We start from the raw sequence: 23,401 nt of genomic DNA on the forward strand, positions 1-23,401 counted from the left end.
GAGGCCTTTCTTACATCCGTTGGCGTTTGGCAAAATAAACCAAACCACGGGGAAGGGAAAGATATTGTGAACAGACAGAAAAACGGATTGACGATGGACCTGATTGCTGAAGCGATGGCTACCGCAAAAGCGGTAAAACTACGATATGTGAAGTCTGGTACTAAAGGATATAGCCGGGAAAGAGTGAAAGACGGCTTTCAGTACCGCGATCAGCATGGAGATATAATTACGGATGAAGAGGTGCTGGCAAGGATCCGGGGCCTTGTACTGCCGCCTGCATGGGAAAACGTATGGATATGCCCCTATGCCAATGGCCATTTACAGGCTACAGGCACCGATGCCCTGGGAAGAAGGCAGTACCGCTACCATTCCACCTGGGCGCGGGTGCGTAACGAAACCAAATACGACCGCCTGCTACATTTTGGGGAGAAACTACCGCAACTACGCAGGCATATTGCAGTTGCGCTCCGTAAGAAAAACCTTGATAAAGAGAAGGTTACAGCTATCGCGCTCAGCGTTATGCAGGAAACCCTGATCCGCGTCGGCAATGCTTCCTATGAAAAATTATATGGGTCATACGGACTTACGACATTGCATGTGCAACACGTCAAAATAGACGGAAATACGGCCTTTTTTAAGTTCAAGGGGAAGAAGGGCGTCCTGCATAAAATAACGCTAAAACACGCCCAATTGGCCAAATTATTACAGAAGGTCAGGGATATTCCGGGGCAGGAATTATTTCAATATTATGAAGGGGAGGAGCATAAGAGCCTGGATTCGGGGGATATTAACGAATACCTGAAACTATGGACGGGGGAGGACTATACCTGTAAAGATTTCAGGACATGGTCCGGTACCGTGCATGCCCTTAATTTGCTCGCTGATCTTACTCCTTTCGGCTCTGCAACAGAATGTAAACAGAACCTGGTGCAGATTATCGACAGTGTGGCCGGGAAACTGGGCAATACAAGGGCTGTCTGCAAAAAATACTATATTCATCCGAAGATACTGGAAGCCTATGAACAATGTGAACTTGAGCCCTACCTGGAAGAATTGCGGGCCGGAAGGAACAATGCCTCCAGCGGAGGCTTGCATAACGATGAAAAAATACTCCTGAAATTCATGAAATCACAACAGAAGAAAACTGTTAAAATGAAGGCAGGGATCAGGAATTAAGCCGATATCACCCTGTTGCTTAATTCTGATCCCTGCTTCTTTTAATAAGTTATGTCATGCGAAGATCAGCTGATCTTCCCTGTCTTCCACTGGTATCTTCTGAAGAAATTCGTCAAATCCGGATTCCTCATGGGTACTATAAGCACCGTAAGCATCCAGTACATAGCCTATCTCGCCTTCCTGGTCTTCTATCAGGTACAGCACTGACATGTCGGCCGGATCAGATTCCCCTTCAAAACGGTAAGTTTTAATGATCTTTAGTTCTTCCGGATTGTATATTTTTTGTTTTTCGACATTCTGCATTCTGCCATGGTCACTCATCTTTAATTCATGATCAAGGCCTTTTTCATGTAGTTTTTGCATCACCCGGCTGAGGGTGGTCATTTCGCCTGGCTTTTCCATAAACAAAGGTTTTAGTTATAGCGTATAAAAAACCAAATCGCGTGCCATGGCATGTAGTTTGGTTTTCATTCAACATCACCCTTAAATTAATTTTTTATGAGAGCTGTTTGGTCAGGAACAATCGGTTTTGGGTTGGTGAATATACCCATCAAATTGTACAGCGCAGTACAGGACAGCAGACTGGACCTGGACATGCTGGATAAAAAAGATCACGCCCATATTAAGTTTAAACGTGTGAATGAAGACACGGGAAAGGAAGTGCCCTGGGAACAGATCGTGAAAGGATACCTGTACAACGATGAATATGTTATCCTGGAAGACGAAGATTTTCAGGAGGCCGCGCCAGAAAAAAGCAAGATCATCACGATTGAATCTTTTGTGGATCAGGCGGAGATAGATGACATTTATTTTGAGACGCCTTACTATATAGAACCGGACAAAGCGGGCGTGAAAGCATATGAACTCTTGTTAAAAACTTTGCAGAAAACAGGTAAGGCCGGACTGGGGCGTTTTGTACTCAGAACGAGTGAACATCTCGTCATTATCCGACCGCGTGATAATTACCTGATGTTGCAACAATTGAGGTTTGAACAGGAAATACGTTCGCCCGAAGAATTATCTCTTCCTTCCGATAGCAAGATCAGCAAACGAGAACTGGATATGGCCGTGCAACTGGTAGACAGTTATACTACTGAATTTGACATCAGCCAGTTTAAAGATACTTATCATGAAGAACTGTTGAAGATCATTAAAGCCAAGGCCAGCGGTAAGCGTCGTACTGTAAAGAAGATGAAGATCGTACATACGAAAAGTTCTGACCTGTTCGACCAGCTGAAGGCCAGTCTTGGCGGTAACGGCCGCAACGGCAGCAGTAATAAAAAACGTGCATCATGAGCCTGAGAACCTACGATGAGAAACGCAATTTCAATGTCACTTCCGAGCCTAAAGGCGCGAAGAAAAAGAGTGCGGGCAAACAGCACATCTTCGTCATCCAGCGGCACCATGCTTCCCGCCTGCACTACGATTTTCGCCTGGAAGTAGATGGCGTGCTGAAAAGCTGGGCAGTACCTAAAGGCCCCTCCATGAACCCGTCCGATAAAAGACTGGCCATGCAGGTGGAAGACCACCCATACGATTATAAAGACTTTGAAGGCGTCATCCCCGAGGGAAATTACGGCGCAGGCTTCGTCTATGTATGGGATAAAGGGAATTACGAACTGCTGCATGAAGATGGAAAAGATTTCGATAAAGAAGCTAATAAAGAGATCAGGGAAGGCAATCTGAAAATACGCCTGAAGGGAAAGAAAGTGAAGGGAGAATTTGCCCTCGTCAAAATGAAGAACTCAGACGATAATGCCTGGTTGTTGCTGAAACATAAAGACGACTACGCTGTAAAGGAAGCGTACGACAGTGAGAACTATACGCCGCAGCGTATTAAGGACAGAGGCCTGAAGGAAAAAGAAAAGATGAAGTCCACTAAAAAAAAAGTATCACCGGCAAAAGTAAAGGCAGCGCCCACTAAGAAAGAGCAGTTTACGCCCATGATGGCCACATTGGTGGATAAACCCTTCAGCCGGGAAGGCTGGCTGTTTGAAACCAAGTGGGATGGTTACCGGGCTATTGCTGACGTGCGTAAAGGGAAAGTGGAACTGTATTCAAGGAATCATTTGTCTTTTAATAAAGACTATTCCAAAATAGTAAGTGCGCTGGAAGACCTGTCGCACGATGTTGTACTGGATGGTGAAGTGGTGATCCTGAAGAAAGACGGTACTTCCGACTTCCAGTCATTACAGAACTATAAGAACGACGCTTCCGGCAACCTGGTGTACGTGGTTTTTGACATGCTGCAGCTGGATGGGCAGGACCTGAAGGCCTTGCCGCTTATTCAGCGTAAAGAGCTGTTGAAGGATGTGGTTAAACAGCTCGGCAGCAAAACGGTGATCTACTCAGAGCATGTGCTGGACGATAGTGAAAAATTGTACAAAACGGCACAACAGAAAGGCTGGGAAGGTATCATTGCCAAAGAGGCTGAAAGCCTCTATGCCGAAGGCCGCAGGTCTTTGTCATGGCTGAAGATTAAGATCGTGGATGAACAGGAAGCTATCATCTGTGGATATACAGATCCGCAGGGTAGCAGAAAGAAAATAGGATCACTGGTGCTCGGCGTTTATGATGATAACAACGAACTGAAATATGTCGGTAATTGTGGTGGCGGACTAAATGGTGCACTGATCAATGAGCTGTATGATAAGATGCAGCCTTACCGGCAAAAGACTTCCCCGTTCAGGGAAAAGGTAAAGACGAACACGCCTGTTACCTGGATAAAACCGGAACTGGTATGCCAGGTGAAATTCTCGTCCTGGACGAGCGACAGGCACCTGCGTCAGCCAATATTCCTGGGACTAAGAAAGGATAAACCGGCAACAGAGGTGCATAAGGAAACTGCAAAATCTACCAGGATGGCCACGAAGAAAGCCGCAGCGCAGGCTGCTCCCCCTCCCGCACGTACACATGAAAAGGAACGTGTAGTAACGCTGAATAGCAAAAAGGTTACATTGACCAACCAGCAGAAAATATTCTGGCCGGATGAAAAGATTACGAAAGGTACGCTGCTGGACTATTATATTGAGATGGCCGATTATGTACTGCCTTTCCTGAAAGACCGGCCATTAAGCCTGCATCGTTTCCCCAATGGTATTAATGATCCCGGCTTCTATCAAAAGGATATTGATACGGCAGCGGCTCCCGACTGGCTGAAGACGGTACAGTTGCATGCGGCATCTGCCTCACGGGACGTGGATTACCTGGTATGCAACAATGCTGCTACACTGGCGTATATGGTCAACCTGGGATGTATAGAGATCAATCCCTGGTTGTCGCGGATAAAAAATCTCGACAACCCGGATTACCTGGTATTAGACCTCGATCCTGAAAATATCGCTTTTAAACATGTGGTGGAAACGGCACAGGCTATTAAGGCCCTGCTGGATCAATTGGGGCTGACTGCATTTTGTAAAACATCAGGCGCCTCAGGCCTGCATGTTTATGTGCCGACAGGGGCTAAATACAATTATGACACCTGCCGCCTGTTTGCCGAATATGTAGCAAAGCAGGTACAGCAGGAGTTGCCAGACATCACGAGCGTGATCCGCAATAAATCGAAACGGAATAAAAAAGTGTATATAGACTATATGCAGAACAGCCGCGGGCAGACCATCGCCTCTCCATATTCCGTACGTCCGAAGCCGGGAGCTACCGTTTCCGCACCGTTGAAATGGGATGAGCTGACCGATGATCTTGCCATTGCTGATTTTCATATCGGGAACATGGCAGACAGGATCAGGGACGTGGGCGACTTATGGAAAGACATAGACAAAACAAAGAATGATCTGCGTAAAGTGATCCAGCAGATTGAGGCTGCCGCACAATGATTTTCTCACCTTTAAAACGGAACCGTTATGCAAACAGCAAATCATCGTCACCATGTTAACCTGGGCCCTGTTTATGGAATCATTATAGCAGTTGTATCCATTGTATTCACTGTTATCTTTTATTTCACGAACATGGCAGGCGCCTTATGGACAGGATATTTTGGGAATCTGCTGATGTTCCTGGGAGTATTATTCTCCGTTATTCATTACAATAGCCAGCATCATGAAAGAACATCTGCTATGGCATTATTTGCTATGGGATTCAGGACAACGCTCTGGGCGGTGCTTATCGTTACCCTGTTTACAATAGCGCTGCACTTCATTTCCGGATCGCAGACGGAAGATAATTTCTGGATCTACCTGTTCGGTAATGTATTTTTCACGAATGGTATTGTCGGCTTGCTGGCAGCTGTCCTGGCTGCAATGGTCTTCAAAAGGAACCAGACAACGACCAGGCCCAAATAAGACGTTACATCAGCCAGCCTAAGAGCAGGCAGGCAAGTACAATAAAAGGGGATGGTATACGTGATGTGCAGAGTATTACGAGCGTTGCGATGGTAATGGTAACGTTATACCAGGTAAGTGGGATGGCCAGGAACAGGATGATCGTGGCCGCCCACATGATCCCTACTACAGTGGCATTAATACCTTCCAGTGCCCGGTAGATGACCACGTATTTCTTCAGGTTGTGCCAGATGGGGAAAAAGAAAAGCACCAGCAGCAGGCTGGGTAGAAAAATGGCAACAGGCGCCAGCATACATCCCAGCAACTGATAACCCGGCCCCAGGTTGCGCATTACCATGCCACCCACATATGCGGTAATAGAAAAAGTAGGACCAGGTAAAGCCCGCATGATACCCGCTCCCGTCAGTAGCTCTTCCGCATTCATAAAGCGTGTATTGGAACGCGATACATATTGTTCCAGCATCATCGCTATCAGGATATCTCCTCCGCCAAACACCAAGCTGCCGAAACGGTAAAAGTTCTCAAACAGGTTGAAGGGGCGGCGTGTGATCCAGTCGTGCGTACGCGCCAGCTCGGAAAAGAAACCCGCCAGGATGAACAGCAGGGCAAACAGCCAGATGTTCGTCCATTGTATCTTTTTAGGCTTATCTTGAATGTCGGGAATACGCTTATTGCTGAAATTCGATACGATCCCTCCCAGGATGATCAATAGGGGAAAGGTCCACGGAGACTTGAAAAAGTAAGCCGTCAGCAGGGACACCGCCATAATGATGGCAGTAGCCAGGCTGCGAATGCTGATCTTAAATGCCCGCAAACTGCCATATATCAGAAAACCAACGGCCATTGGCTGTACGTACTTAAATATATCGGTGTTCAGGGCTTTTTGATCAAAATATTGCAACAGGAAGCTGAGCGATCCCATTAAGAGGCAGGCGGGAGCTATCCAGATAAGGAGTGTGGCCACGGCCAGTGTTACACCGCCCCGCTTGTAGCCAATGAGTGTCAGCGTCTGTGAGGAAGACGCGCCGGGTAAAAGCTGGCAGAAAGCGTTATATTCCATCAGCTCCTGCTCGGTAATATCCCTTCTCTGGTGTACGAATGTTTTCAACATCATGGCCAGGTGACCCTGGGGTCCCCCATACGCGGTGATGCTGTGCATAAAAACAGCCCGTAAGAAAGGAATGTGACGAAGAAACACTTTATGACAATTAAACGGCTGCCCGAATTTCAATAAATTCCTGACAATATCAAACAGGAAAACGACAAACCATTGATTTTCTTCTGTTAAGCCGAAAGCGTACAGGCATAATCCTTGTTGTAAATAAACAATACTTTCAGGTCAATCAATATTCCCACCCTAGTATGATAGCCTTTAAGGAGTTGGTATTGAATGGTTTAATAACACAATAGTTTATGAGAAGATTCCTCATTCTCCTATGCATAACAATTTCATTCGGCGCACATGCACAATTGTCTTACTACAACAGTGATGCTTATTGGGGCAACTTTTGCCTGCAGACCGATTGTATAAAGCCAGCCTTGACAGACACCTGTCTCGTATTTGTGACTAACAGGCACTTCTACAAGGATAGTTTACGCTTTGTGGATGAATTTGTAGATACGGCAGGGCTAAAATACTTTGTACTGCAAAAGCAGGCTGACAAATGGAATGTGTTCCAGGTACGAACCCTGGCAGACGCTATGCAGCTGATGCCCGAAAAGCGGGATATAGTCGTATATGCGGAAGGGATGGGAAAGATCTTCACGTCTAATGTGGAACGGGCTTTATTAATGCGTTCACAGTACAACGTGAATGTGGTGATGTTTGACTATGCCAGCATTAATACCACTTATAAGCCTTCCAGGAACTTCAGGTTTGCCCGTACCAATGCCCGCCTGTCGGCCCCGCAATATTTCCGGCTGCTGCAGCTCATCCAGCAGGCCCGCCGGGACAGGCAAGATTGGGTGGAACACATAAAAGTCTCTACATTCTGTCACAGCATGGGAAACATCATTTTCATGGAAATGATGAAACACCAGCCTTATGATCAGTTGAACAAAGAGCCTTTTATCGACAATGTGGTGCTGAATGCCGCGTGCGTGCCCTCAAAAGGGCACAAGGAGTGGGTAGAGCGTATCCGCTTTGCGAATAAGATCTATATCAACTACAACAGGTCCGACTGGCAGCTGAAGGGGGCTCACCTGCTTACCCTGGCGCCACAGCTGGGAGAGAAGGTAAAACGCCCCCGGGCTATGAATGCGAGTTATGTCAATTTTCGTGAGCAGGTAGGCGGGCAGCATAGTTACTTCCTGAACTTCCCGCAAAATGAATATCGTATGACGCAGGAAATGAAGGATTATTTTACGCAATTGTTCAGTGGTAATAATGCCGTACTGGAAGAAGAAAAGACCCTGGCTAAAAAACAGCCGGGAGTGCAGGAAAGCGTGAATTAAAAAGATAGGATGTATATGAGTATAAACAGGGCTGAAAAAAGCAGATGATCTGTCTTTTCAGCCCTGTTGCTATTTTTGAGCGCCTATTATTTCTTCAGGCCTATCTCTCTCAGTCTTTCATCCAGGTATTCACCGGCCGTGATCGGTTCGTATGCCAGCGGATTATCTTCCGTTACACAGCTTTCCAGTGCGTTCAGCGGCATCTCTGATTTAGGATGCAGGAAGAATGGAATAGAGAAGCGGCTCGTATGCCACATGTCGCGCGGTGGGTTCACTACACGGTGTGTGGTCGATTTCAGGCGATTGTTGGTCAGTCTTTGCAGCATATCGCCTACATTCACAACGATCTGCTCGGGCAATGACGTGACAGGTACCCAGTTGTCCTGTTTATCCAGTATCTGCAAACCGTCAGCAGAAGCGCCCACCAGCAGGGTGATAAGGTTAATATCCTCATGTTGCTCCGCACGGATAGCAGAAGCAGGTTCCTGCGTGATAGGAGGGTAGTGAATGGCCCTCAGTATGGAGTTGCCATTGTGTATATACTCGTCAAAATAATGCTCATCCAGTCCCAGGTAGAGCGCGATCGCCTGTAGCAGTGCTTTACCGGATTTTTCGAAGGCACGGTACGCATCGTAAAAGGTCGGTGAAAAAGCCGGAATCTCTTTTACGGCTACATTTGGCGGATACTCGTTGCTGATCGGATCTTCATCTTCAACAGTTTGTCCGAACTGGAAGAATTCTTTCAGATCAGGGGCATCATATCCTTTCGCATGTTCTTTACCGAAAGATGTATATCCGCGCTGGCCGGCCAGTTCCGGGATCTCATAGGAACGCTTGATATCTGCCGGTAATGTGAAGAACAGTTGTACGTATTTGTACAGTTTTGCGATAAGGTCGTCGGAAATACCGTGATTTTTTACCGCCACAAAACCTACTTCTTCGTAAGCTTTACCAAGCTGCTCCACAAAAGCGGCTTTACTGGCAGCGTCGCCCGAAGTAAAGGCGGCGAGGTCCACAACTGGAATGGATTGAGTTAGTGCCATAGTAATGAGTTTTACCTTACTAAGTTAACTCATTTTAAGTAAGCTGCGTCTTCAGGGGTGATGTCTACCATGGCATATCTTTCCACATGATTGATCAGCATCTCATCCATGATGTCCACCACGTTTTTATAATTGGCAGATTTATCTGCTTTGATCAGGACCATCAGGCCATCTTCCCCATGTTGTTTGTTGACGCGCTCACGTTTATCTATAATGACGTCACGTATACCCCTGTTGTTGGCAAAGGATGAACGCTTCACCACCGGAGGATGCAGCGGATCATTACCTATACCTTCGTAGTAACTGACACTGTTGTTAGCTCCCAGGAGGATGGTGAGAGATTTACTTTCAGGCAGCGCCTGTGGGTGTTCCTTATCGTCTGCAGGCATCTTCAGGTCCATTGTCTGAGGTTGTGTCAACACAGTGGTGAGCATGAAAAACGTAATGAGCAGGAAGCCCAGGTCTACCATAGGTGTCATATCTACACGGGTACTTAATTTCCTGGAACGGGTTCCTCTTTTGTGGCCGCGATCAGAGCTGCCGGTATTTATTTCAGCCATTGTGAATAGGTTTTGCGGGTATAAGAATATATGACTGAAAGCGCTTTCATAGATATAGATGCGGAGGAGGAGAATTTCCATAAAGGATATTTTGTCGCATTGGGACTATATCATCGTTTTAATAGCATACACAATCAACAAAACACAATAGGACTCCGTCAGGCTCCCTATGTTTGTAACCCCGGGTGCAACGCACCCGGGGCACGTAATATTCACCACGGCATGTGATAATCCCCCGGAAACGCATGACAATCCTGACAATATGCGATATTCGGTGATGGCATCCTCCATAACCAACAAAACATAATAGGACTCCGTCAGGAGTCCCTGTGTTTGTAGCCCCGGGTGCAACGCGCCCGGGGGCACGTGATATTCACGACGGCGCGTGATATCCACAACGGCACGCGATAATCCCCGGGAACATATGATATTCCCGGCACATGATATCCACAACGACACGCGATAATCCCCGGAAGCACATAATATTCCCCGACATGCAATATTCACGACGGCATGTGATAATCCCCTGCAAACACATGATATCTCCAACATACGATCGGATAACACGCGATGCCGCCGGGAACATATAATATTCCGACGATGACACCCAATATTTCCCTCAACCACATACCCTAAAAAAAAAAACGCCGTCCCTGTCGAGACGGCGTATTATATCATGACGCAATAAGTTCAGAATTCCTTTAGAATTCAGCGCTCTTAGGTGTTCTTGGGAATGGAATGACGTCCCTGATATTACCCATGCCGGTTACGAACAGCACAAGCCTTTCGAAACCAAGGCCGAAACCTGCATGTGGCGCAGTTCCGAAACGGCGGGTATCGAGGTACCAGCTCATTTCTTCAACGGGCAGATGCATTTCCTGCATGCGGGTAACGAGTTTATCGTAGTTCTCTTCACGCTGTGAGCCACCTACTATCTCACCGATGCCAGGGAAGAGGATATCCATTGCCCTTACAGTTTTGCCATCTTCATTCTGCTTCATGTAGAAGGCTTTGATAGCCTTTGGATAATCCGTCAGGATCACTGGTTTCTTGAAGTGTTTCTCTACGAGGTAACGTTCGTGCTCGCTCTGGAGGTCAGCGCCCCAGTCTTCTATCAGGTAGTTGAATTTCTTGGTTTTGTTAGGTTTGCTGTTCTTCAGGATGTCGATGGCCTCGGTATAGGTAATGCGTACGAACTCGTTGTTCAGTACGAATTCCAGCTTTTCGATCAGTCCCATGTCACTGCGTTCCTGCTGTGGCTTCTGTTTTTCTTCGTCTGCCAGGCGTTGAGCCAGGAATTCCAGGTCTTCCCTGTTGTTTTCCAGCGCATAGCCTATCACATATTTAATGAATGCCTCTGCCAGGTTCATGTTGTCTTCCAGGTCATAGAACGCCATTTCCGGCTCTATCATCCAGAATTCCGCCAGGTGACGGGCGGTGTTGGAGTTCTCTGCACGGAAGGTAGGGCCGAAGGTGTAAATATCCCCGAAGGCCATGGCACCGAGTTCTCCTTCCAGCTGACCGGATACGGTCAGGTTGGTGGCACGGCCAAAGAAGTCTTCTTTATAGTCAATTTCGCCGCTTTCTGTCAGTGGCGGATTTTTAAGATCGAAGGAAGTGACATGGAACATTTCTCCCGCACCTTCTGCGTCAGAAGCCGTGATGATAGGCGTATGCAGGTATACGAAGCCCTTTTCGTTGAAGAACTTATGTACTGCAAATGCCAGGGAATGACGGAGACGGAAGATGGCGCCGAAAGTATTGGTACGGAAACGGAGATGCGCTATTTCCCGCAGGTATTCCAGGCTGGGGCGGTTTTTCAGCTGCAGCGGATATTTTTCCGGATCACAGTCGCCCAGTATTTCCAGTTCTATTGCCTTTACTTCCACACGCTGACCCTTGCCCAGGGAAGGGATCACCTGTCCGGACACGCTGATAGCAGCCCCGGTGGTCAGACGTTTTAATAATTCAGGTGTAACAGATTCCATATCCAGTACTACCTGGATATTATTATTGGTAGAGCCATCATTCAACGCTATGAACTGATTGTTACGGAAAGACCGTATCCAACCTTTTACCACAACAGGATAATCTGTTTTTTCGTCCTGCAGTATCTGCTTGACTTTCACTCTTTGGCTCATATTAATATAAATTTTGGTGTGCAAATTTAAGAGATATACAGCATACTGCATAGTGACGAATTGGGTAATAGCCCCCGGGTACCAAATAAAATGTTAAAATAAATAGCGACCTGTTAAGCGCTGTTTGGCAGGAATGTTGATAGATATTCTGCGCCAAGACCATAAATAGGCTATGGGACGGGGTTCTATAAGGGGAAGTACCGCATGGAAGCTTATCTGGCTGCTGTTGTAAGGGGTTAGAGCAGTGCATTTTTTTTGGATAATAGCGAAACTTGTTTTAATCTTGCGTTATAATCTGCCTGATTAAGTTCTAATTTCCATCTTCATCGGCAGTCCTAAACTCAACATTCCCTATCAGATTTAATAACCAGATTAAATTTATTGGACTCAAAAAACAATTATTTGTAATTGGTGTATGTTGGTATGTAGTGGTACCCACCTCACAACACTTTTAAATTTGACAACACACGATGATGTACGACATCTTACAATTGAACGACATGCTCGTTCCTGAGCTGCTTGACATTGCAGAGAAACTTGATGTGCCAAACGCCAAAAAACTGAGCAAACAGGATCTTATCTACAAAATACTCGATAAGCAGGCAGTAATGGCCTCTGAAGGTAACCCGGCAAATGGAGAAGAAAAGAAAACACGTAAGCGGAAATCAAAGAAAGACGAAGAAGCTGAAGAAGCACATGTAGCAGAAGCCACAGCTGCAGACGAAAAACCCAAACGCGGCAGGAAACCAGCTGCCAGCGGCGTAAAAACCAAAGAGTCTGAATTGGAAGAACCTAAAACACAGGAAACCAAACCAAAGAAAAAGAACTTCGATATAGACCTTGACATCCCCTCTCTTACTTTCGATGACGATGACGATGTGATCATTCCACAATTCACAGAAGATGCTGAAGAAGAAGAAGAGGAAGATGTAATTACAGCTTTACCAGTAGCTGAAGAAGAAGAGGAAGAAGAGGACGAAGATGATTTCGTAATACCGGAAGAACCGGTACTGGCGCAGAAACAGCGCTTCCAGTCAAATAAGAAAGAACCTGCTTTTAATATAGAATTTGATGGTATAATTATCAGCGAAGGCGTGCTGGAGATGATGCCTGATGGCTACGGTTTCCTGCGTTCCTCCGACTATAACTACCTCAGTTCACCAGACGATATCTATGTTTCTCCTTCACAGATCAAGTTGTTCGGACTGAAAACAGGCGATACTGTGAAAGGTTCTGTACGCCCGCCGAAAGAAGGTGAGAAATACTTTGCGCTGCTGAAAGTTGAAACTATCAATGGTAAGTCTCCTGAAGAAGTTCGCGACCGTGTACCGTTCGATTACCTGACGCCTTTGTTCCCTTTCGAGAAATTGCGTTTGACCACTACTTCAAATAACTACTCAACCCGTATCATGGACCTGTTTACCCCAATAGGTAAAGGTCAGCGTGGTTTGATCGTAGCACAGCCTAAAGTCGGTAAAACGATGTTGCTGAAAGAAGTAGCCAATGCTATCGCAACAAACCATCCTGAAGTGTACCTCATGGTAGTACTGATCGATGAACGTCCGGAAGAGGTGACCGATATGGAACGTAGTGTGAAAGCGGAAGTAATTGCTTCTACCTTCGACGAACCGGCTGAAAAACACGTAAAAGTATCTGCTATTGCGCTGCAAAAAGCAAAACGCCTGGTAGAATGCGGGCACGATGTAGTGATCCTGCTGGATTCCATCACCCGTCTGGCCCGTGCACACAATACCGTTGCTCCTGCTTCCGGTAAAGTATTGAGCGGTGGTGTGGAAGCAAACGCTATGCAGAAACCTAAACAGTTCTTTGGCGCTGCCCGTAAAATTGAGAACGGTGGCTCTTTAACAATACTTGCTACCGCATTGATCGATACAGGTTCCAAAATGGATGAGGTGATCTTTGAAGAGTTCAAAGGTACCGGTAACATGGAACTGCAACTGGACCGTAAACTGGCCAACAGGCGTATCTTCCCTGCTATTGACGTATCTGCTTCCTCCACCCGTCGTGATGACCTCTTGCTGGAAAAAGATATCCTGAAGCGCATCCACATCCTGCGCAATCACCTGGCAGACATGAACACAGAAGAATCTATGCACTTCATGCTGCAACACATGAGGGGCACCAAGAACAATGAAGAGTTCCTGATCTCCATGAATGGATAATATCTCCTTCAACAGATAAAAGAAAAGAGGCTGTATCGCAAGTGGTGATACAGCCTCTTTTTGTTTGGATAGCGGATGGAAACTATCTGTACTGCTTCCAGTGACTGACAAGATCTTTCTTCCTTCGGTCGGCCACCTCCAGCTTAACGCCATTTTTCAACAACACTTTGTTGCCGTCATGTTCAATACTACTGATCTGAGATAACTGCACCATCTGGTGATTATTGATCTGGTAAAAACGTAATGCGCCAAACAGATCGGTATAGTAACGGAATGAACGCTCAGCCTGCAATTGCTCTTTATCCACCAGGTGAATAGTACACTTTTCGGTGTTCGCCTCGAGATAGGCGATCGTATTCAGCGGAACGATCATGTCATCCTGCTGTGTAAGCGGGATGACGAGGTCCATATTGATATTTTTCCCACTGTTGAAGTTTTCGAGGAGCACCTTATAGCGGGTGGTGCTGGCATTTGCATGAATACGGCCGGTGATCTTGCTGACGGCCGTCATCAGGCTCTCCCTGTCAATAGGTTTCAGAATGATCTCCACTTCGCTGAAGCGGATAGTGTGGAGGAATTTCTTCTCAAAGGCAGTCACAAACACTGCTTCAAAAGGGGGCACGTCTTTAGTGCCAAGCAACACGTCAAAGCCGGTTCCGTCGGGCATTTCAAGATCGAGGAATACCAATTGCGGCTGATGTTCGCGGATGGTGGCAATACCGTCCGCACAGTCAGAAGCAGTCGCTGCGATCTGCACATCGGGGCAATATTTTTCCAGCATCAGGGATATGATGTCCCGGCTATTGCGTTCATCATCTATAATAACAGCTTTTATCATAGTCCAATATGCTTGTATGGCTAGAGTTGGGGAATCAGGATCCTTACAATAGTACCACTTTCTGTATTATTATTTTCTGATTTGTCTATGACATCGATATGTATACCCGTGTTGTACATCTTGTTCAGTAGTTCGGCCCGGTTAAAGCTGATCTCCATCCCGGACGACTGATGATGTTTGGGGAGCGTACGTAATGTTTTAGAGCGGATGATGCCAATACCATTGTCTTCTATCAGGCATTCCAACATATCCGGGTCTGTCTGGTTGAATTGGATCAGCAGTTTGCCGATCGGATAATTACTGTTGGTCATCCCATATTTCACCGCATTTTCTACATAAGGTTGCAGCAGCATGGCAGGTACTTCCAGCTCTGAAGTGGCAATGGCAGGATCGACAATGATCTCGTATTCCATCTTATGCTCAAAACGCATCTTTTCTAACCCAAGATAAGTATTCAGATAGGCAATTTCATCTGCCAGGGAAATAAAGTTGCGCCTTGAGAAGTCAAGTGTTTTGCGGATCAGGTAAGAGAAGTCCGACAGGTATTTCTGTGCGTATTCAAAATCCCGCTGCATCACAAAGAGCTGAATGGAGTTCAGACAGTTGAAAATGAAGTGGGGATTGATCTGCGCACGGATAGCCTTTAGTTCGATCTCTGTCAGCTTTTTATCGTATTCCGTTTCCAGGTGCATCTTGCGTTGCTCTTCCAGCTCCTGTTTCTTGCGTAATATTTCAGTGGTCTGCTCTTTCACCAGTTCTTCCAGTTGCTCATTCAGTTTGTGTTGCAGCTCTTTATTCTTATTCAGTTGTTTGATGAGCAGTTCCTGTGTACGGGTCCTTTCATGGTGTACCAGCTTGTTCCGGTAGCTAAGACCGGCCAGGAAAAACATGGATTGCAGCAATACACCTGCCACGATGAGCAGGGAAGGGGCAGACATCTCTCCCAATGCATTGATCAGCCCCAGCGGACGGATAAGCATCAGGAAGGAGCCAAAACTGGCCATATAAAAACAAAGAGAGCCAAACAGGAAAAAGCGAACCAGCGGATGATGCCGGGAGCGCCTGGCCAGCGCTATGAATACCACCAGCAGTGGTAATAAGGTGGAAATATATACATAGCTGTAGATCATTGCCGGTACCTGGTATTGTTCCTGGGCAATGCAGTAGAAACAGATAATGATGATACCACCGATAACGGCGGAAACCGTTGTAAACAGTTTCTCCATGAAAGGATACCGCTCCTGCAGGTTCAGGAACGTATTCCCGAATGCCAGGTACATCAGGTAAAAGCAGAACAGCAGCGCCGGAACATCCCAGTAATATTTCAGCATGGGCCAGCGATAGAAGACAGACAGCTGGTAAGGCTGACTTTCCAGTCGCAATGTGAAGAAAAAGATCAACCCCAGCATGTATGCCGCAAAATACATGTACGACTTGTCCGGCAGCTGTATGTAGTTGATAACGGCAATAGCCAGGCATACCAGCAACATACCCATCAAAACATGGATCAGGATGCTTTCTCCACGGAAATACTCCAGTTGACCGCTGCGGAACTCACTATATTGAAGGGCATTGAACAGTACGGGCATCAACCCGTTCTCGTTGTAATACTTGTTATTGATATGAAGATAGAAAGTGCGGGTTTGCCCTGGAGGCACCATCAGGTTGAACCCATAATGCTCCCAGCGGCGTACATCGCCACGGTCTTTCATCAGCCCTGTTTGCATCAGCAGGCGAAGGCGGTTCCTGCCGGAATCCTGTACATACCAGCTCATATCGTCATGCCAGCCGGTGAAGAGCGTCAACACAGAATCATGGCTGCCTGCATTTTTTACATGCAGTTTCAGCCAGCAATTATTGCCTTTTCCAATATGCTTTTTCTCTACATGGAACAGGTGATAGTTGTGGTTAAAAGATGCCGGAATAATCTGTTGTGGTGTCAGTAATCCCCCCTTATCCTCCAGGCTCATAACGTATGGCCGCAAATCAACAGTTGAAGGCAGATAGTCGAAATCTGCTACCAGTGTATCTTTTGCGGGTGTATTCGCCGAAGCATTAATGGAGTAACAAAACAACAGGAAAAGTAAATAAATACGAATCACTGTTTGCTAATATATTTTTACAACAAGCCATCTATGGCTTTCGCCAGCTTATGGTCCTTTTCTGTGATCACATCTCCCGCGTCATGTGTACATAGGTATATTTCTACCTTATTATAAACATTTGTCCAGTTAGGGTGATGGTCCATCTTTTCAGCAACAAGGGCAACTTTTGTCATAAATGCGAACGCTTCTCTGAAGTTTTTAAATTCGAAGGAACGGTACAGTTGGTTCTTTTTTTCTTCCCACATAACAAAAGGATTTAATCATGAAACAAAGCCTTGTTCACGGGTGCAATTCGGTGAAGGAACGGACCGGGGTATACCGGTCAAAAGATGAGATTCATCTTATTTTTAATCTCTCTAATATCCAATAAAGATACTAATTGTACAAGCTCTACGTGGCGTAATTGATCTATTAATTTCTTAACGTCATCTAACTGGTAATAATCGCCTTTGACCATCCAGAGATAGTTTACATTCTTTAATTCTGGCAACAGGTACTCTGCCTGGCAGTGATTATTATAGAAATAGTGAACAGACGATTTTGTCGGTTCTTCAAACTCAAAAACGCTGAAATAGAAAGCCCTGTTGTTTTTGGACAGGTTAATTTCCAGGGAATTATTCACCCGGAAATCAAGGTGCATGTAGTTATTAATCTGCCAGCACAGTTGGTAGTCGCGGGCGGAAGACACAATACCAATAACGTGGGTCGATTCGAAAAAATCTTCCAGCAGTTGATCCTGGTCCAGCTTTAACTTTAATACCGACATATAATAATTTCTAATACAGTATGCGCCAGGGGCTTAGTTTTTTAGTCTGTTTGTTGCCTGTTGCTTTCCTGGAAGCCAAAGTACGGCTTTAAAATTTAATATTCTGCCCTCCTTTATTAGTGCCTTCGGTTTCGTCCATTCCTTATCAGGAATCCGACCCCTCCCGGTTTCCGGCCTGCCGGCTGGCAAGAAGGTCGCTACGCCTGGGTTCCGGTACTTTTTCATACCCATACGGGCAATGCTTGCAGCCATTACCACAGCAAAAACCCCGTTCGAGGAGGAAATGTTCGGTGAGCACCATGTAGCCGTGCTCATTATAATAGAAATCAATCCCCTCCTTCAACGGCTTCGGCATCGGATGGTAATTTTATAGCGCGCCAGTCGAGCGGAGCTTCCGGCAGTCTGAATTTCAGGTACCGGATGGTACGGCCGTCTTCCAGGTGCATGCCTTCGTAAAAGGTCTTGATCTGCAGCAGGGCAGGTACTTCCGTCATGGCATAGATGTCCGGAATATCTTCCACTAAGGTACAGCCGCTCGCTGCGATCACTTCCTGCGTGAAGGCATATAATTCCGCCGAGTCTGTTTTCAGGTTGATCGTCCCGTCTTTTGCCAGCAGTGGTTGGTACAGCTGCAGGAACCTGGGATGCGTCAGGCGCTTTTTCGACTTGGAATTGCGCAGGAACGGATCGGGAAAGGTGATCCATATCTCTGATATCTCGCCGGGGGCGAAATAGTTGGCTAGTTTGTCTATCTGGGTGCGGAGGAAGCCGGCATTGGGTATTGGCTCCTCCAGGGCAGTTTTGGCGCCACGCCAGATGCGGTTACCTTTCAGGTCCACACCGAGAAAGTTCCTTTCAGGGAAGCGGCGGGCCAGCCCCAGTGTATAATCTCCTTTACCACAGGCCAGTTCCAGCGTCAGCGGATGGCTATTCCTGAAGAACGTATGCCATTTTCCGGGCATGCCTTCCGGGTATATCAATACATTCGGAAACGTCTCAATTTCTGCAAAGCGTTGTAATTTCTTTTGTCCCATCGCTGCAAAAATAATGTTTTCCCCGGACGCCCTAAAATCCCCGGGAACAGGGAACCACTTCACTTGCTGTTCGGTGCGCTCTTCTGTCACCCAGGCAGGTACCGGACACAATAACAAATAAAGTAATGGAATGAGATCGCCGTCAGGTGATGCGTACAGCCCTGGCATGCCTTCCCACCGGTTGTTACACCTGTTCATTCTCTGTAATTATCCTTTTATAAGCCATACTCCTCTCATATATAACCCATATATAACCCATATCTCTTAAATATGGGTTATATATGGGTCATATATGGCTTATATATGGGTTATATATGGGTTATCTCGGGTAATACGCTATAGTAGTGGCTTTACAATGACTGTTTAATTAATCTATTATGTACTAACCTATACCAGAACAAAAATTATAGTAAATGAAAATGATATATCAGACAATGCGCTGGCAAAATGCAAGGAACCTTCGTTGAAACAGGTTTTAACCTGAAGGTGCAGCAGGGATCATTTTCAGATTGGAAAGGGTAGTACTGGATGCCAGGAAGGGATGGCAGGGGGAGAGCGGACATCATAAAAACAAAAAAGCCTGCTCCGCTTTAAACGGAACAGGCTTTTAATTTCGCTGTAGGGGAAGGAGTCGAACCTTCACGAGGCAGTTAGCCGCAACACAAATAAGATTAGTGGTCAACCCATTATGTTGTGTTTATCCTGTGATCCCCACCCCCGAGACAAGAGGGCATGTCTGCCAGTTTCATCACCCCACAATTTAAAGAGCTAGTTATTCAATAATTTGCAGTGGTTTTTTAATTATATTCAGTTTTTTAGGCTGAGTGTTTGTTGAAAAACGCCGTTTGAAGAACTATTATGATGCAAATCTAAAGACATAACCGTTTTCTTGCAAATTTTTTAAGAAAAATTTTTGAATTTTCGAAATTTTTCAAATATTTGCATATAGGTTTAAAACATTCCAAAACAAATTGTAAAAATGAGCCACAATTTGAATATTGACAAACTAGATTTGCAGATCATCAGTGAAATGATGCATAATGCAGAAATCTCCTACGCTGACCTCGGGAAGAAGCTTTTCGTTTCCGGTGGCACGATCCACGTTAGAATGAAGAAATTGCAAGAACTGGGTATCGTTAAAGGTACAAAATTGCATGTAGATTTAAAAATGATTGGTTATGACGTCATTGCCTTCATCGGAATCTACCTCGAAAAAAGTTCCATGTATGACACTGTGGCTAAAGAATTGCGCAAGATCCCTGAAATGGTTCGTCTGAATTACACCACCGGTAGTTATAGTATGTTTGCAGAGATCATTTGTAAGGACATTACCCAGCTGAGAAGGATACTACACGACGAGTTACAGAAAATAAAGGGTATAGAAAGGACCGAGACGCTGATATCACTGGAAGAAAGCTTTTACCGCACCATCAACGTTGTGGAATAAGGGGATCCCCCGCAACCCCTTCCTGTCTGCTTATCTTGTAGTGTAGCATCTGATGATCTGGCGGCCGGGAAGGGATCACTAATTTTATTACTATGGTTACAACAGAAATTGCCGATAAAATAAAGCGGCTGGAAGAGAAGTATGCCGCTATGGGTCAGGATCTATCCTCTTATCTTGACGGGCTCCTGTATGCGGATTACCTTACCTATTGGGATTATATTCAACTGGATGTTTTATTAAACCTGCAGCATCCCCGTACGCCTATACCCGATGAGAACATTTTCATTATTTACCACCAGATCACGGAACTGTATTTCAAGCTGACCTTACAGGCTATTGAGCAGGTATGCCAGGCGCCGGTGTTAACGGCCGACCTGTTCAAAACACAGCTGAAGCGTATCAATAACTATTTCCGCAACCTGATCAACTCTTTTGAGATCATGGTAGATGGAATGGACAAACAGCAGTTCCTGCAGTTCAGGATGGCGCTGTTGCCGGCCAGTGGCTTCCAGAGCGGCCAGTTCCGTAAGATAGAGATCTGTTCCACCAGCCTGGTAAACCTGGTGTATGAACCGCAACGGGAAGGCCTGAAGGGAAAAGAACTGTCTGAAGTACTGGATAACATCTACTGGCGGAGCGGGGCTACTGAGCTGGCTACCGGCAAGAAGACGCTGACCCTTCGACAGTTTGAGCAGAAGTATATGCATGAATTCCTTTTCCTGGCAGAGCGTTACAGGGAGAATAACATGCAGCTGCGCTACAAGCAACTGGCACCCGAAGTGCAACAGGAAGTAATGCCTTTGCTGAAGGAATATGACCTGAACATTAATGTGAAATGGCCATTGATGCATTATAAATCCGCTGTGAGATACCTCAACCGCAAGCCGGAAGACATTGCCGCAACAGGGGGAACCAACTGGCAGCAGTACCTTCCTCCCCGCCATAAACGGATTGTGTTCTTCCCTGAGATCTGGACAGAAGAAGAGCTTGAGAACTGGGGGAAACTGGCGTTCGAATAATTCTTAATTAGTATTTTTTTTGGTATGTTTGCATAGAACGGTAGCTTTCACATTAAAAGTCATTCCGTCCTGGAAGAAGACCAGGTACAAAGATGTTCTCCAATCAGCTTTTTGTTGCTTTGTGAATGCGCAAGCAGATCTTACCTTTCAAAATTTACACAGATATTATTTTTTTTAATTAGCCATATGGAATACAATACAACCCGTAACCATTTGATAATGAAGGAGTACGGAAGGAATATCCAGAAGATGATAGAATACGTGCTGAGTATCGAGGATGTAGACCACCGTCAAAGGAATGCCATGTCATTGATCGAGCTGATGGGTACGCTGAATCCTCACCTGCGCAATGTGGAGGACTTCAGGCATAAATTATGGGACCATTTGTTTTTAATATCCGATTTCAAACTGGATGTGGAATCTCCGTATCCAATCCCAACCAGGGAAACCCTGAGGGCAAAACCAGAGCGTTTGGCCTATCCTAAGAAATATCCCCGTAACCGTCACTTTGGTAAAAACCTGGAGATGGTGATCGATAAAGCGATCAATGAGGATAATCCTGAAAAGAAAGAAGGGTTCACCCAATGTATAGGCAACTACATGAAACTGGCTTATAGCAACTGGCACAAGGAAAGTGTGCATGATGATGCTATCAAGGCGGAATTAAACAGCATCACAGACGGCAAGCTGGAATTCCAGCCGGGTTATACCCCTCCTCCAAGTGCTGCTGCAATTGCCAACGCGCCTAACTTCAATACAAGCGCTGAGTTCCTGCCACGCACCGGCGGCAGCGGTGGTAGCGGCGGTGGAAGTAACAAACGTAAGAACTTCCAGCAGAACAAGTTCAAGAACAACAGCGGTAAAAGCAGTAACAAGCACAGTAACAACAAATACAATAAAAACAGGAACAAGTGAGTAGTGCTTTTGAAGTAAGAGGCGGCAACCGTCTGAAAGGGGAAATTGTGCCCCAGGGTGCCAAGAACGAAGCTTTACAGATTATCAGCGCTGTCCTCCTGACAGCCGAAAAAGTAACCATCAGCAACATACCCGATATCCTTGACGTGAATCTGCTCATCGAGTTGCTGGGAGACATGGGAGTGAAAACCAACAGGATCAGCCGCGATACCTGCGAGTTCCAGGCTGACCAGATCAATCTTCCTTACCTGGAGAGTGCAGAATTCAAAAAGAAATCAGGCCGGCTGAGAGGTTCGGTAATGATAGCGGGGCCTTTACTGGCGCGCTTTGGGAAAGCATATATCCCCAAACCGGGCGGCGATAAAATAGGACGTCGCAGGCTGGATACCCATATCATCGGTTTTGAGAAGCTGGGTGTCAGATTTGTATACGATAATGATGATAATTACTTCCGCCTGGAAGCCGGAGACGGTGGCCTGAAAGGAGCTTATATGCTGCTGGACGAGCCTTCAGTGACCGGAACTGCCAATATTGTAATGGCGGCGGTTATGGCCAGCGGAGTGACCACTATTTATAACGCAGCATGCGAGCCTTACCTGCAGCAGTTGTGCAAGATGCTGAACAGCATGGGCGCCAACATTACAGGTGTAGGGTCAAACCTGCTGACCATCCAGGGAGTACCATCCCTGAAAGGATGCAGCCATGCTATGTTGCCGGATATGATCGAGATCGGTTCCTTCATCGGGCTGGCGGCCATGACCCAGTCTGAGATCACCATCAAGAACGCCGGTGTACAACACCTGGGCATCATTCCTGAAAAGTTCCGTCAGCTGGGTATTCAGCTGGAGATCAGGGATAATGATATTTATATCCCCGCGCAGGACAAGTACGAGATCCAGACTTTCCTGGATGGATCTATTCTCACCATATCCGACCATCCGTGGCCCGGATTCACGCCAGACCTGCTGAGTATTGTACTGGTAGTAGCTACCCAGGCAAAAGGCAGCGTGATGATCCACCAGAAGATGTTTGAAAGCAGGTTGTTCTTCGTGGATAAACTGATAGATATGGGTGCACAGATCGTATTGTGCGATCCGCACCGTGCAGTAGTGATAGGCCTGGGAAGACAGCATGCCCTGAGAGGTATTACCATGTCATCACCGGATATCCGTGCAGGTGTATCCCTCCTGATCGCTGCATTGAGCGCAGAAGGAAAGAGCACTATTCAAAACATTGAACAGATAGACCGCGGTTACCAATATATCGACGAACGATTGAGAAAACTGGGTGCAGATATCAAAAGAGTCTGACAATATTAAGGAATACTGCAAGCTGCAAGAGATTGGCGCGAACGATCATATTTCATATGGTAATGCCCGCACCAATCGCTTGCAGCTTGTGATTTATAGCGGAACCAGGATA

General features: G+C 46.2%; 21 protein-coding genes. 10 read left to right on the plus strand and 11 right to left on the minus strand.

The features are described from left to right. Positions 1-93 precede the first annotated feature (93 nt). Positions 94-1,176, plus strand: coding sequence for a DNA topoisomerase IB (locus MYF79_RS04945; RefSeq protein WP_247812825.1), 1,083 nt, complete (start codon positions 94-96; stop codon positions 1,174-1,176). 54 nt (positions 1,177-1,230) lie between these two features. On the opposite strand, the gene MYF79_RS04950 is transcribed toward MYF79_RS04945, so the two are convergent. Next, positions 1,231-1,578, minus strand: a complete 348-nt coding sequence (locus tag MYF79_RS04950; protein ID WP_199654613.1) for a hypothetical protein — start codon at positions 1,576-1,578, stop codon at positions 1,231-1,233. A gap of 96 nt (positions 1,579-1,674) precedes the next feature. Between MYF79_RS04950 and MYF79_RS04955 the strand changes: the two genes are divergently transcribed. From MYF79_RS04955 to MYF79_RS04965, 3 genes are read left to right on the plus strand one after another with little or no spacing between them, the layout of a single operon-like run. After that, the gene (locus MYF79_RS04955; protein WP_247812826.1) at positions 1,675-2,472 is read left to right on the plus strand and encodes a Ku protein; all 798 of its coding nucleotides are present in this window, start codon (positions 1,675-1,677) and stop codon (positions 2,470-2,472) included. Further along, positions 2,469-5,009, plus strand: a complete 2,541-nt coding sequence (ligD, locus tag MYF79_RS04960; RefSeq protein WP_247812827.1) for a DNA ligase D — start codon at positions 2,469-2,471, stop codon at positions 5,007-5,009. Before MYF79_RS04955 ends, ligD begins: the two co-directional genes overlap by 4 nt. A 27-nt stretch (positions 5,010-5,036) precedes the next feature. Further along, positions 5,037-5,474: a hypothetical protein gene (locus MYF79_RS04965; RefSeq protein ID WP_247812828.1), complete on the plus strand. Its 438-nt coding sequence runs from the start codon at positions 5,037-5,039 to the stop codon at positions 5,472-5,474. A 4-nt stretch (positions 5,475-5,478) separates the two neighbouring features. Here the strand turns inward: MYF79_RS04965 and chrA are convergent, their stop codons facing one another. Then, positions 5,479-6,633 (minus strand): chromate efflux transporter, encoded by a 1,155-nt coding sequence (chrA, locus tag MYF79_RS04970; protein WP_247812829.1) that lies wholly within the window; start codon positions 6,631-6,633, stop codon positions 5,479-5,481. A gap of 254 nt (positions 6,634-6,887) precedes the next feature. On the opposite strand from chrA, the gene MYF79_RS04975 reads away from it, so the two are divergent. Continuing rightward, positions 6,888-7,928, plus strand: a complete 1,041-nt coding sequence (locus MYF79_RS04975) for an alpha/beta hydrolase (RefSeq protein ID WP_247812830.1) — start codon at positions 6,888-6,890, stop codon at positions 7,926-7,928. An 86-nt stretch (positions 7,929-8,014) separates the two neighbouring features. On the opposite strand, the gene MYF79_RS04980 is transcribed toward MYF79_RS04975, so the two are convergent. The 3 genes from MYF79_RS04980 to asnS form a co-directional block, all read right to left on the minus strand. Continuing rightward, positions 8,015-8,971, minus strand: coding sequence for an isopenicillin N synthase family dioxygenase (locus MYF79_RS04980; RefSeq protein ID WP_247812831.1), 957 nt, complete (start codon positions 8,969-8,971; stop codon positions 8,015-8,017). A gap of 29 nt (positions 8,972-9,000) precedes the next feature. Further along, positions 9,001-9,612 carry an ExbD/TolR family protein gene (locus MYF79_RS04985; RefSeq protein ID WP_247812832.1) on the minus strand — a complete coding sequence of 204 codons (612 nt, stop codon included), beginning with the start codon at positions 9,610-9,612 and terminating at the stop codon, positions 9,001-9,003. Positions 9,613-10,232: 620 nt separating this feature from the next. Continuing rightward, positions 10,233-11,672 carry an asparagine--tRNA ligase gene (gene asnS, locus MYF79_RS04990; protein ID WP_247812833.1) on the minus strand — a complete coding sequence of 480 codons (1,440 nt, stop codon included), beginning with the start codon at positions 11,670-11,672 and terminating at the stop codon, positions 10,233-10,235. A gap of 500 nt (positions 11,673-12,172) precedes the next feature. On the opposite strand from asnS, the gene rho reads away from it, so the two are divergent. After that, entirely contained in the window at positions 12,173-13,855 is a 1,683-nt protein-coding gene (rho, locus tag MYF79_RS04995; RefSeq protein ID WP_247815077.1) for a transcription termination factor Rho, read from the plus strand. A gap of 82 nt (positions 13,856-13,937) precedes the next feature. Here rho and MYF79_RS05000 read toward each other — a convergent pair whose 3' ends face one another. From MYF79_RS05000 to trmB, 6 genes are all read right to left on the minus strand, one after another. Next, positions 13,938-14,693 (minus strand): LytR/AlgR family response regulator transcription factor, encoded by a 756-nt coding sequence (locus MYF79_RS05000; protein ID WP_247812834.1) that lies wholly within the window; start codon positions 14,691-14,693, stop codon positions 13,938-13,940. Positions 14,694-14,713: 20 nt separating this feature from the next. After that, positions 14,714-16,795, minus strand: coding sequence for a histidine kinase (locus MYF79_RS05005; protein WP_247812835.1), 2,082 nt, complete (start codon positions 16,793-16,795; stop codon positions 14,714-14,716). Between the two features lie 17 nt (positions 16,796-16,812). Beyond that, positions 16,813-17,043: a 4a-hydroxytetrahydrobiopterin dehydratase gene (locus MYF79_RS05010; RefSeq protein WP_089834574.1), complete on the minus strand. Its 231-nt coding sequence runs from the start codon at positions 17,041-17,043 to the stop codon at positions 16,813-16,815. A gap of 77 nt (positions 17,044-17,120) precedes the next feature. Next, entirely contained in the window at positions 17,121-17,564 is a 444-nt protein-coding gene (locus MYF79_RS05015; RefSeq protein ID WP_199654623.1) for an IPExxxVDY family protein, read from the minus strand. Positions 17,565-17,709: 145 nt separating this feature from the next. Next, positions 17,710-17,919: a DUF5522 domain-containing protein gene (locus tag MYF79_RS05020; RefSeq protein ID WP_317233105.1), complete on the minus strand. Its 210-nt coding sequence runs from the start codon at positions 17,917-17,919 to the stop codon at positions 17,710-17,712. Next, positions 17,891-18,796: a tRNA (guanosine(46)-N7)-methyltransferase TrmB gene (gene trmB / locus MYF79_RS05025; RefSeq protein WP_247812836.1), complete on the minus strand. Its 906-nt coding sequence runs from the start codon at positions 18,794-18,796 to the stop codon at positions 17,891-17,893. Before trmB ends, MYF79_RS05020 begins: the two co-directional genes overlap by 29 nt. A 781-nt stretch (positions 18,797-19,577) precedes the next feature. On the opposite strand from trmB, the gene MYF79_RS05030 reads away from it, so the two are divergent. From MYF79_RS05030 to murA, 4 genes are all read left to right on the plus strand, one after another. Further along, positions 19,578-20,045, plus strand: a complete 468-nt coding sequence (locus MYF79_RS05030; RefSeq protein WP_012788686.1) for an Lrp/AsnC ligand binding domain-containing protein — start codon at positions 19,578-19,580, stop codon at positions 20,043-20,045. A 92-nt stretch (positions 20,046-20,137) separates the two neighbouring features. Beyond that, positions 20,138-21,064, plus strand: coding sequence for a tryptophan 2,3-dioxygenase family protein (locus MYF79_RS05035; RefSeq protein ID WP_247812837.1), 927 nt, complete (start codon positions 20,138-20,140; stop codon positions 21,062-21,064). A gap of 186 nt (positions 21,065-21,250) precedes the next feature. Continuing rightward, entirely contained in the window at positions 21,251-21,979 is a 729-nt protein-coding gene (locus MYF79_RS05040; protein WP_247812838.1) for a DUF4290 domain-containing protein, read from the plus strand. Beyond that, on the plus strand, positions 21,976-23,289 hold the full coding sequence (gene murA / locus MYF79_RS05045) for a UDP-N-acetylglucosamine 1-carboxyvinyltransferase (protein ID WP_247812839.1): 1,314 nt from the start codon (positions 21,976-21,978) through the stop codon (positions 23,287-23,289). Before MYF79_RS05040 ends, murA begins: the two co-directional genes overlap by 4 nt. Positions 23,290-23,401: the final 112 nt, after the last annotated feature.

This window comes from Chitinophaga filiformis (assembly GCF_023100805.1).
GTDB classification, from domain to species: domain Bacteria; phylum Bacteroidota; class Bacteroidia; order Chitinophagales; family Chitinophagaceae; genus Chitinophaga; species Chitinophaga filiformis_B.

Bases quoted from the DNA above. Each gene is read 5' to 3' on its own strand.
- MYF79_RS04945 (WP_247812825.1), top strand. From the start codon at position 94: ATGGACCTGATTGCTGAAGCGATGGCTACCGCAAAAGCGGTAAAACTA.
- MYF79_RS04950 (WP_199654613.1), bottom strand. From the start codon at position 1,578: ATGGAAAAGCCAGGCGAAATGACCACCCTCAGCCGGGTGATGCAAAAA.
- MYF79_RS04955 (WP_247812826.1), top strand. From the start codon at position 1,675: ATGAGAGCTGTTTGGTCAGGAACAATCGGTTTTGGGTTGGTGAATATA.
- ligD (WP_247812827.1), top strand. From the start codon at position 2,469: ATGAGCCTGAGAACCTACGATGAGAAACGCAATTTCAATGTCACTTCC.
- MYF79_RS04965 (WP_247812828.1), top strand. From the start codon at position 5,037: ATGCAAACAGCAAATCATCGTCACCATGTTAACCTGGGCCCTGTTTAT.
- chrA (WP_247812829.1), bottom strand. From the start codon at position 6,633: ATGCACAGCATCACCGCGTATGGGGGACCCCAGGGTCACCTGGCCATG.
- MYF79_RS04975 (WP_247812830.1), top strand. From the start codon at position 6,888: ATGAGAAGATTCCTCATTCTCCTATGCATAACAATTTCATTCGGCGCA.
- MYF79_RS04980 (WP_247812831.1), bottom strand. From the start codon at position 8,971: ATGGCACTAACTCAATCCATTCCAGTTGTGGACCTCGCCGCCTTTACT.
- MYF79_RS04985 (WP_247812832.1), bottom strand. From the start codon at position 9,612: ATGGAAATTCTCCTCCTCCGCATCTATATCTATGAAAGCGCTTTCAGT.
- asnS (WP_247812833.1), bottom strand. From the start codon at position 11,672: ATGAGCCAAAGAGTGAAAGTCAAGCAGATACTGCAGGACGAAAAAACA.
- rho (WP_247815077.1), top strand. From the start codon at position 12,173: ATGCTCGTTCCTGAGCTGCTTGACATTGCAGAGAAACTTGATGTGCCA.
- MYF79_RS05000 (WP_247812834.1), bottom strand. From the start codon at position 14,693: ATGATAAAAGCTGTTATTATAGATGATGAACGCAATAGCCGGGACATC.
- MYF79_RS05010 (WP_089834574.1), bottom strand. From the start codon at position 17,043: ATGTGGGAAGAAAAAAAGAACCAACTGTACCGTTCCTTCGAATTTAAA.
- MYF79_RS05015 (WP_199654623.1), bottom strand. From the start codon at position 17,564: ATGTCGGTATTAAAGTTAAAGCTGGACCAGGATCAACTGCTGGAAGAT.
- MYF79_RS05020 (WP_317233105.1), bottom strand. From the start codon at position 17,919: ATGCCGAAGCCGTTGAAGGAGGGGATTGATTTCTATTATAATGAGCAC.
- trmB (WP_247812836.1), bottom strand. From the start codon at position 18,796: ATGAACAGGTGTAACAACCGGTGGGAAGGCATGCCAGGGCTGTACGCA.
- MYF79_RS05030 (WP_012788686.1), top strand. From the start codon at position 19,578: ATGAGCCACAATTTGAATATTGACAAACTAGATTTGCAGATCATCAGT.
- MYF79_RS05035 (WP_247812837.1), top strand. From the start codon at position 20,138: ATGGTTACAACAGAAATTGCCGATAAAATAAAGCGGCTGGAAGAGAAG.
- MYF79_RS05040 (WP_247812838.1), top strand. From the start codon at position 21,251: ATGGAATACAATACAACCCGTAACCATTTGATAATGAAGGAGTACGGA.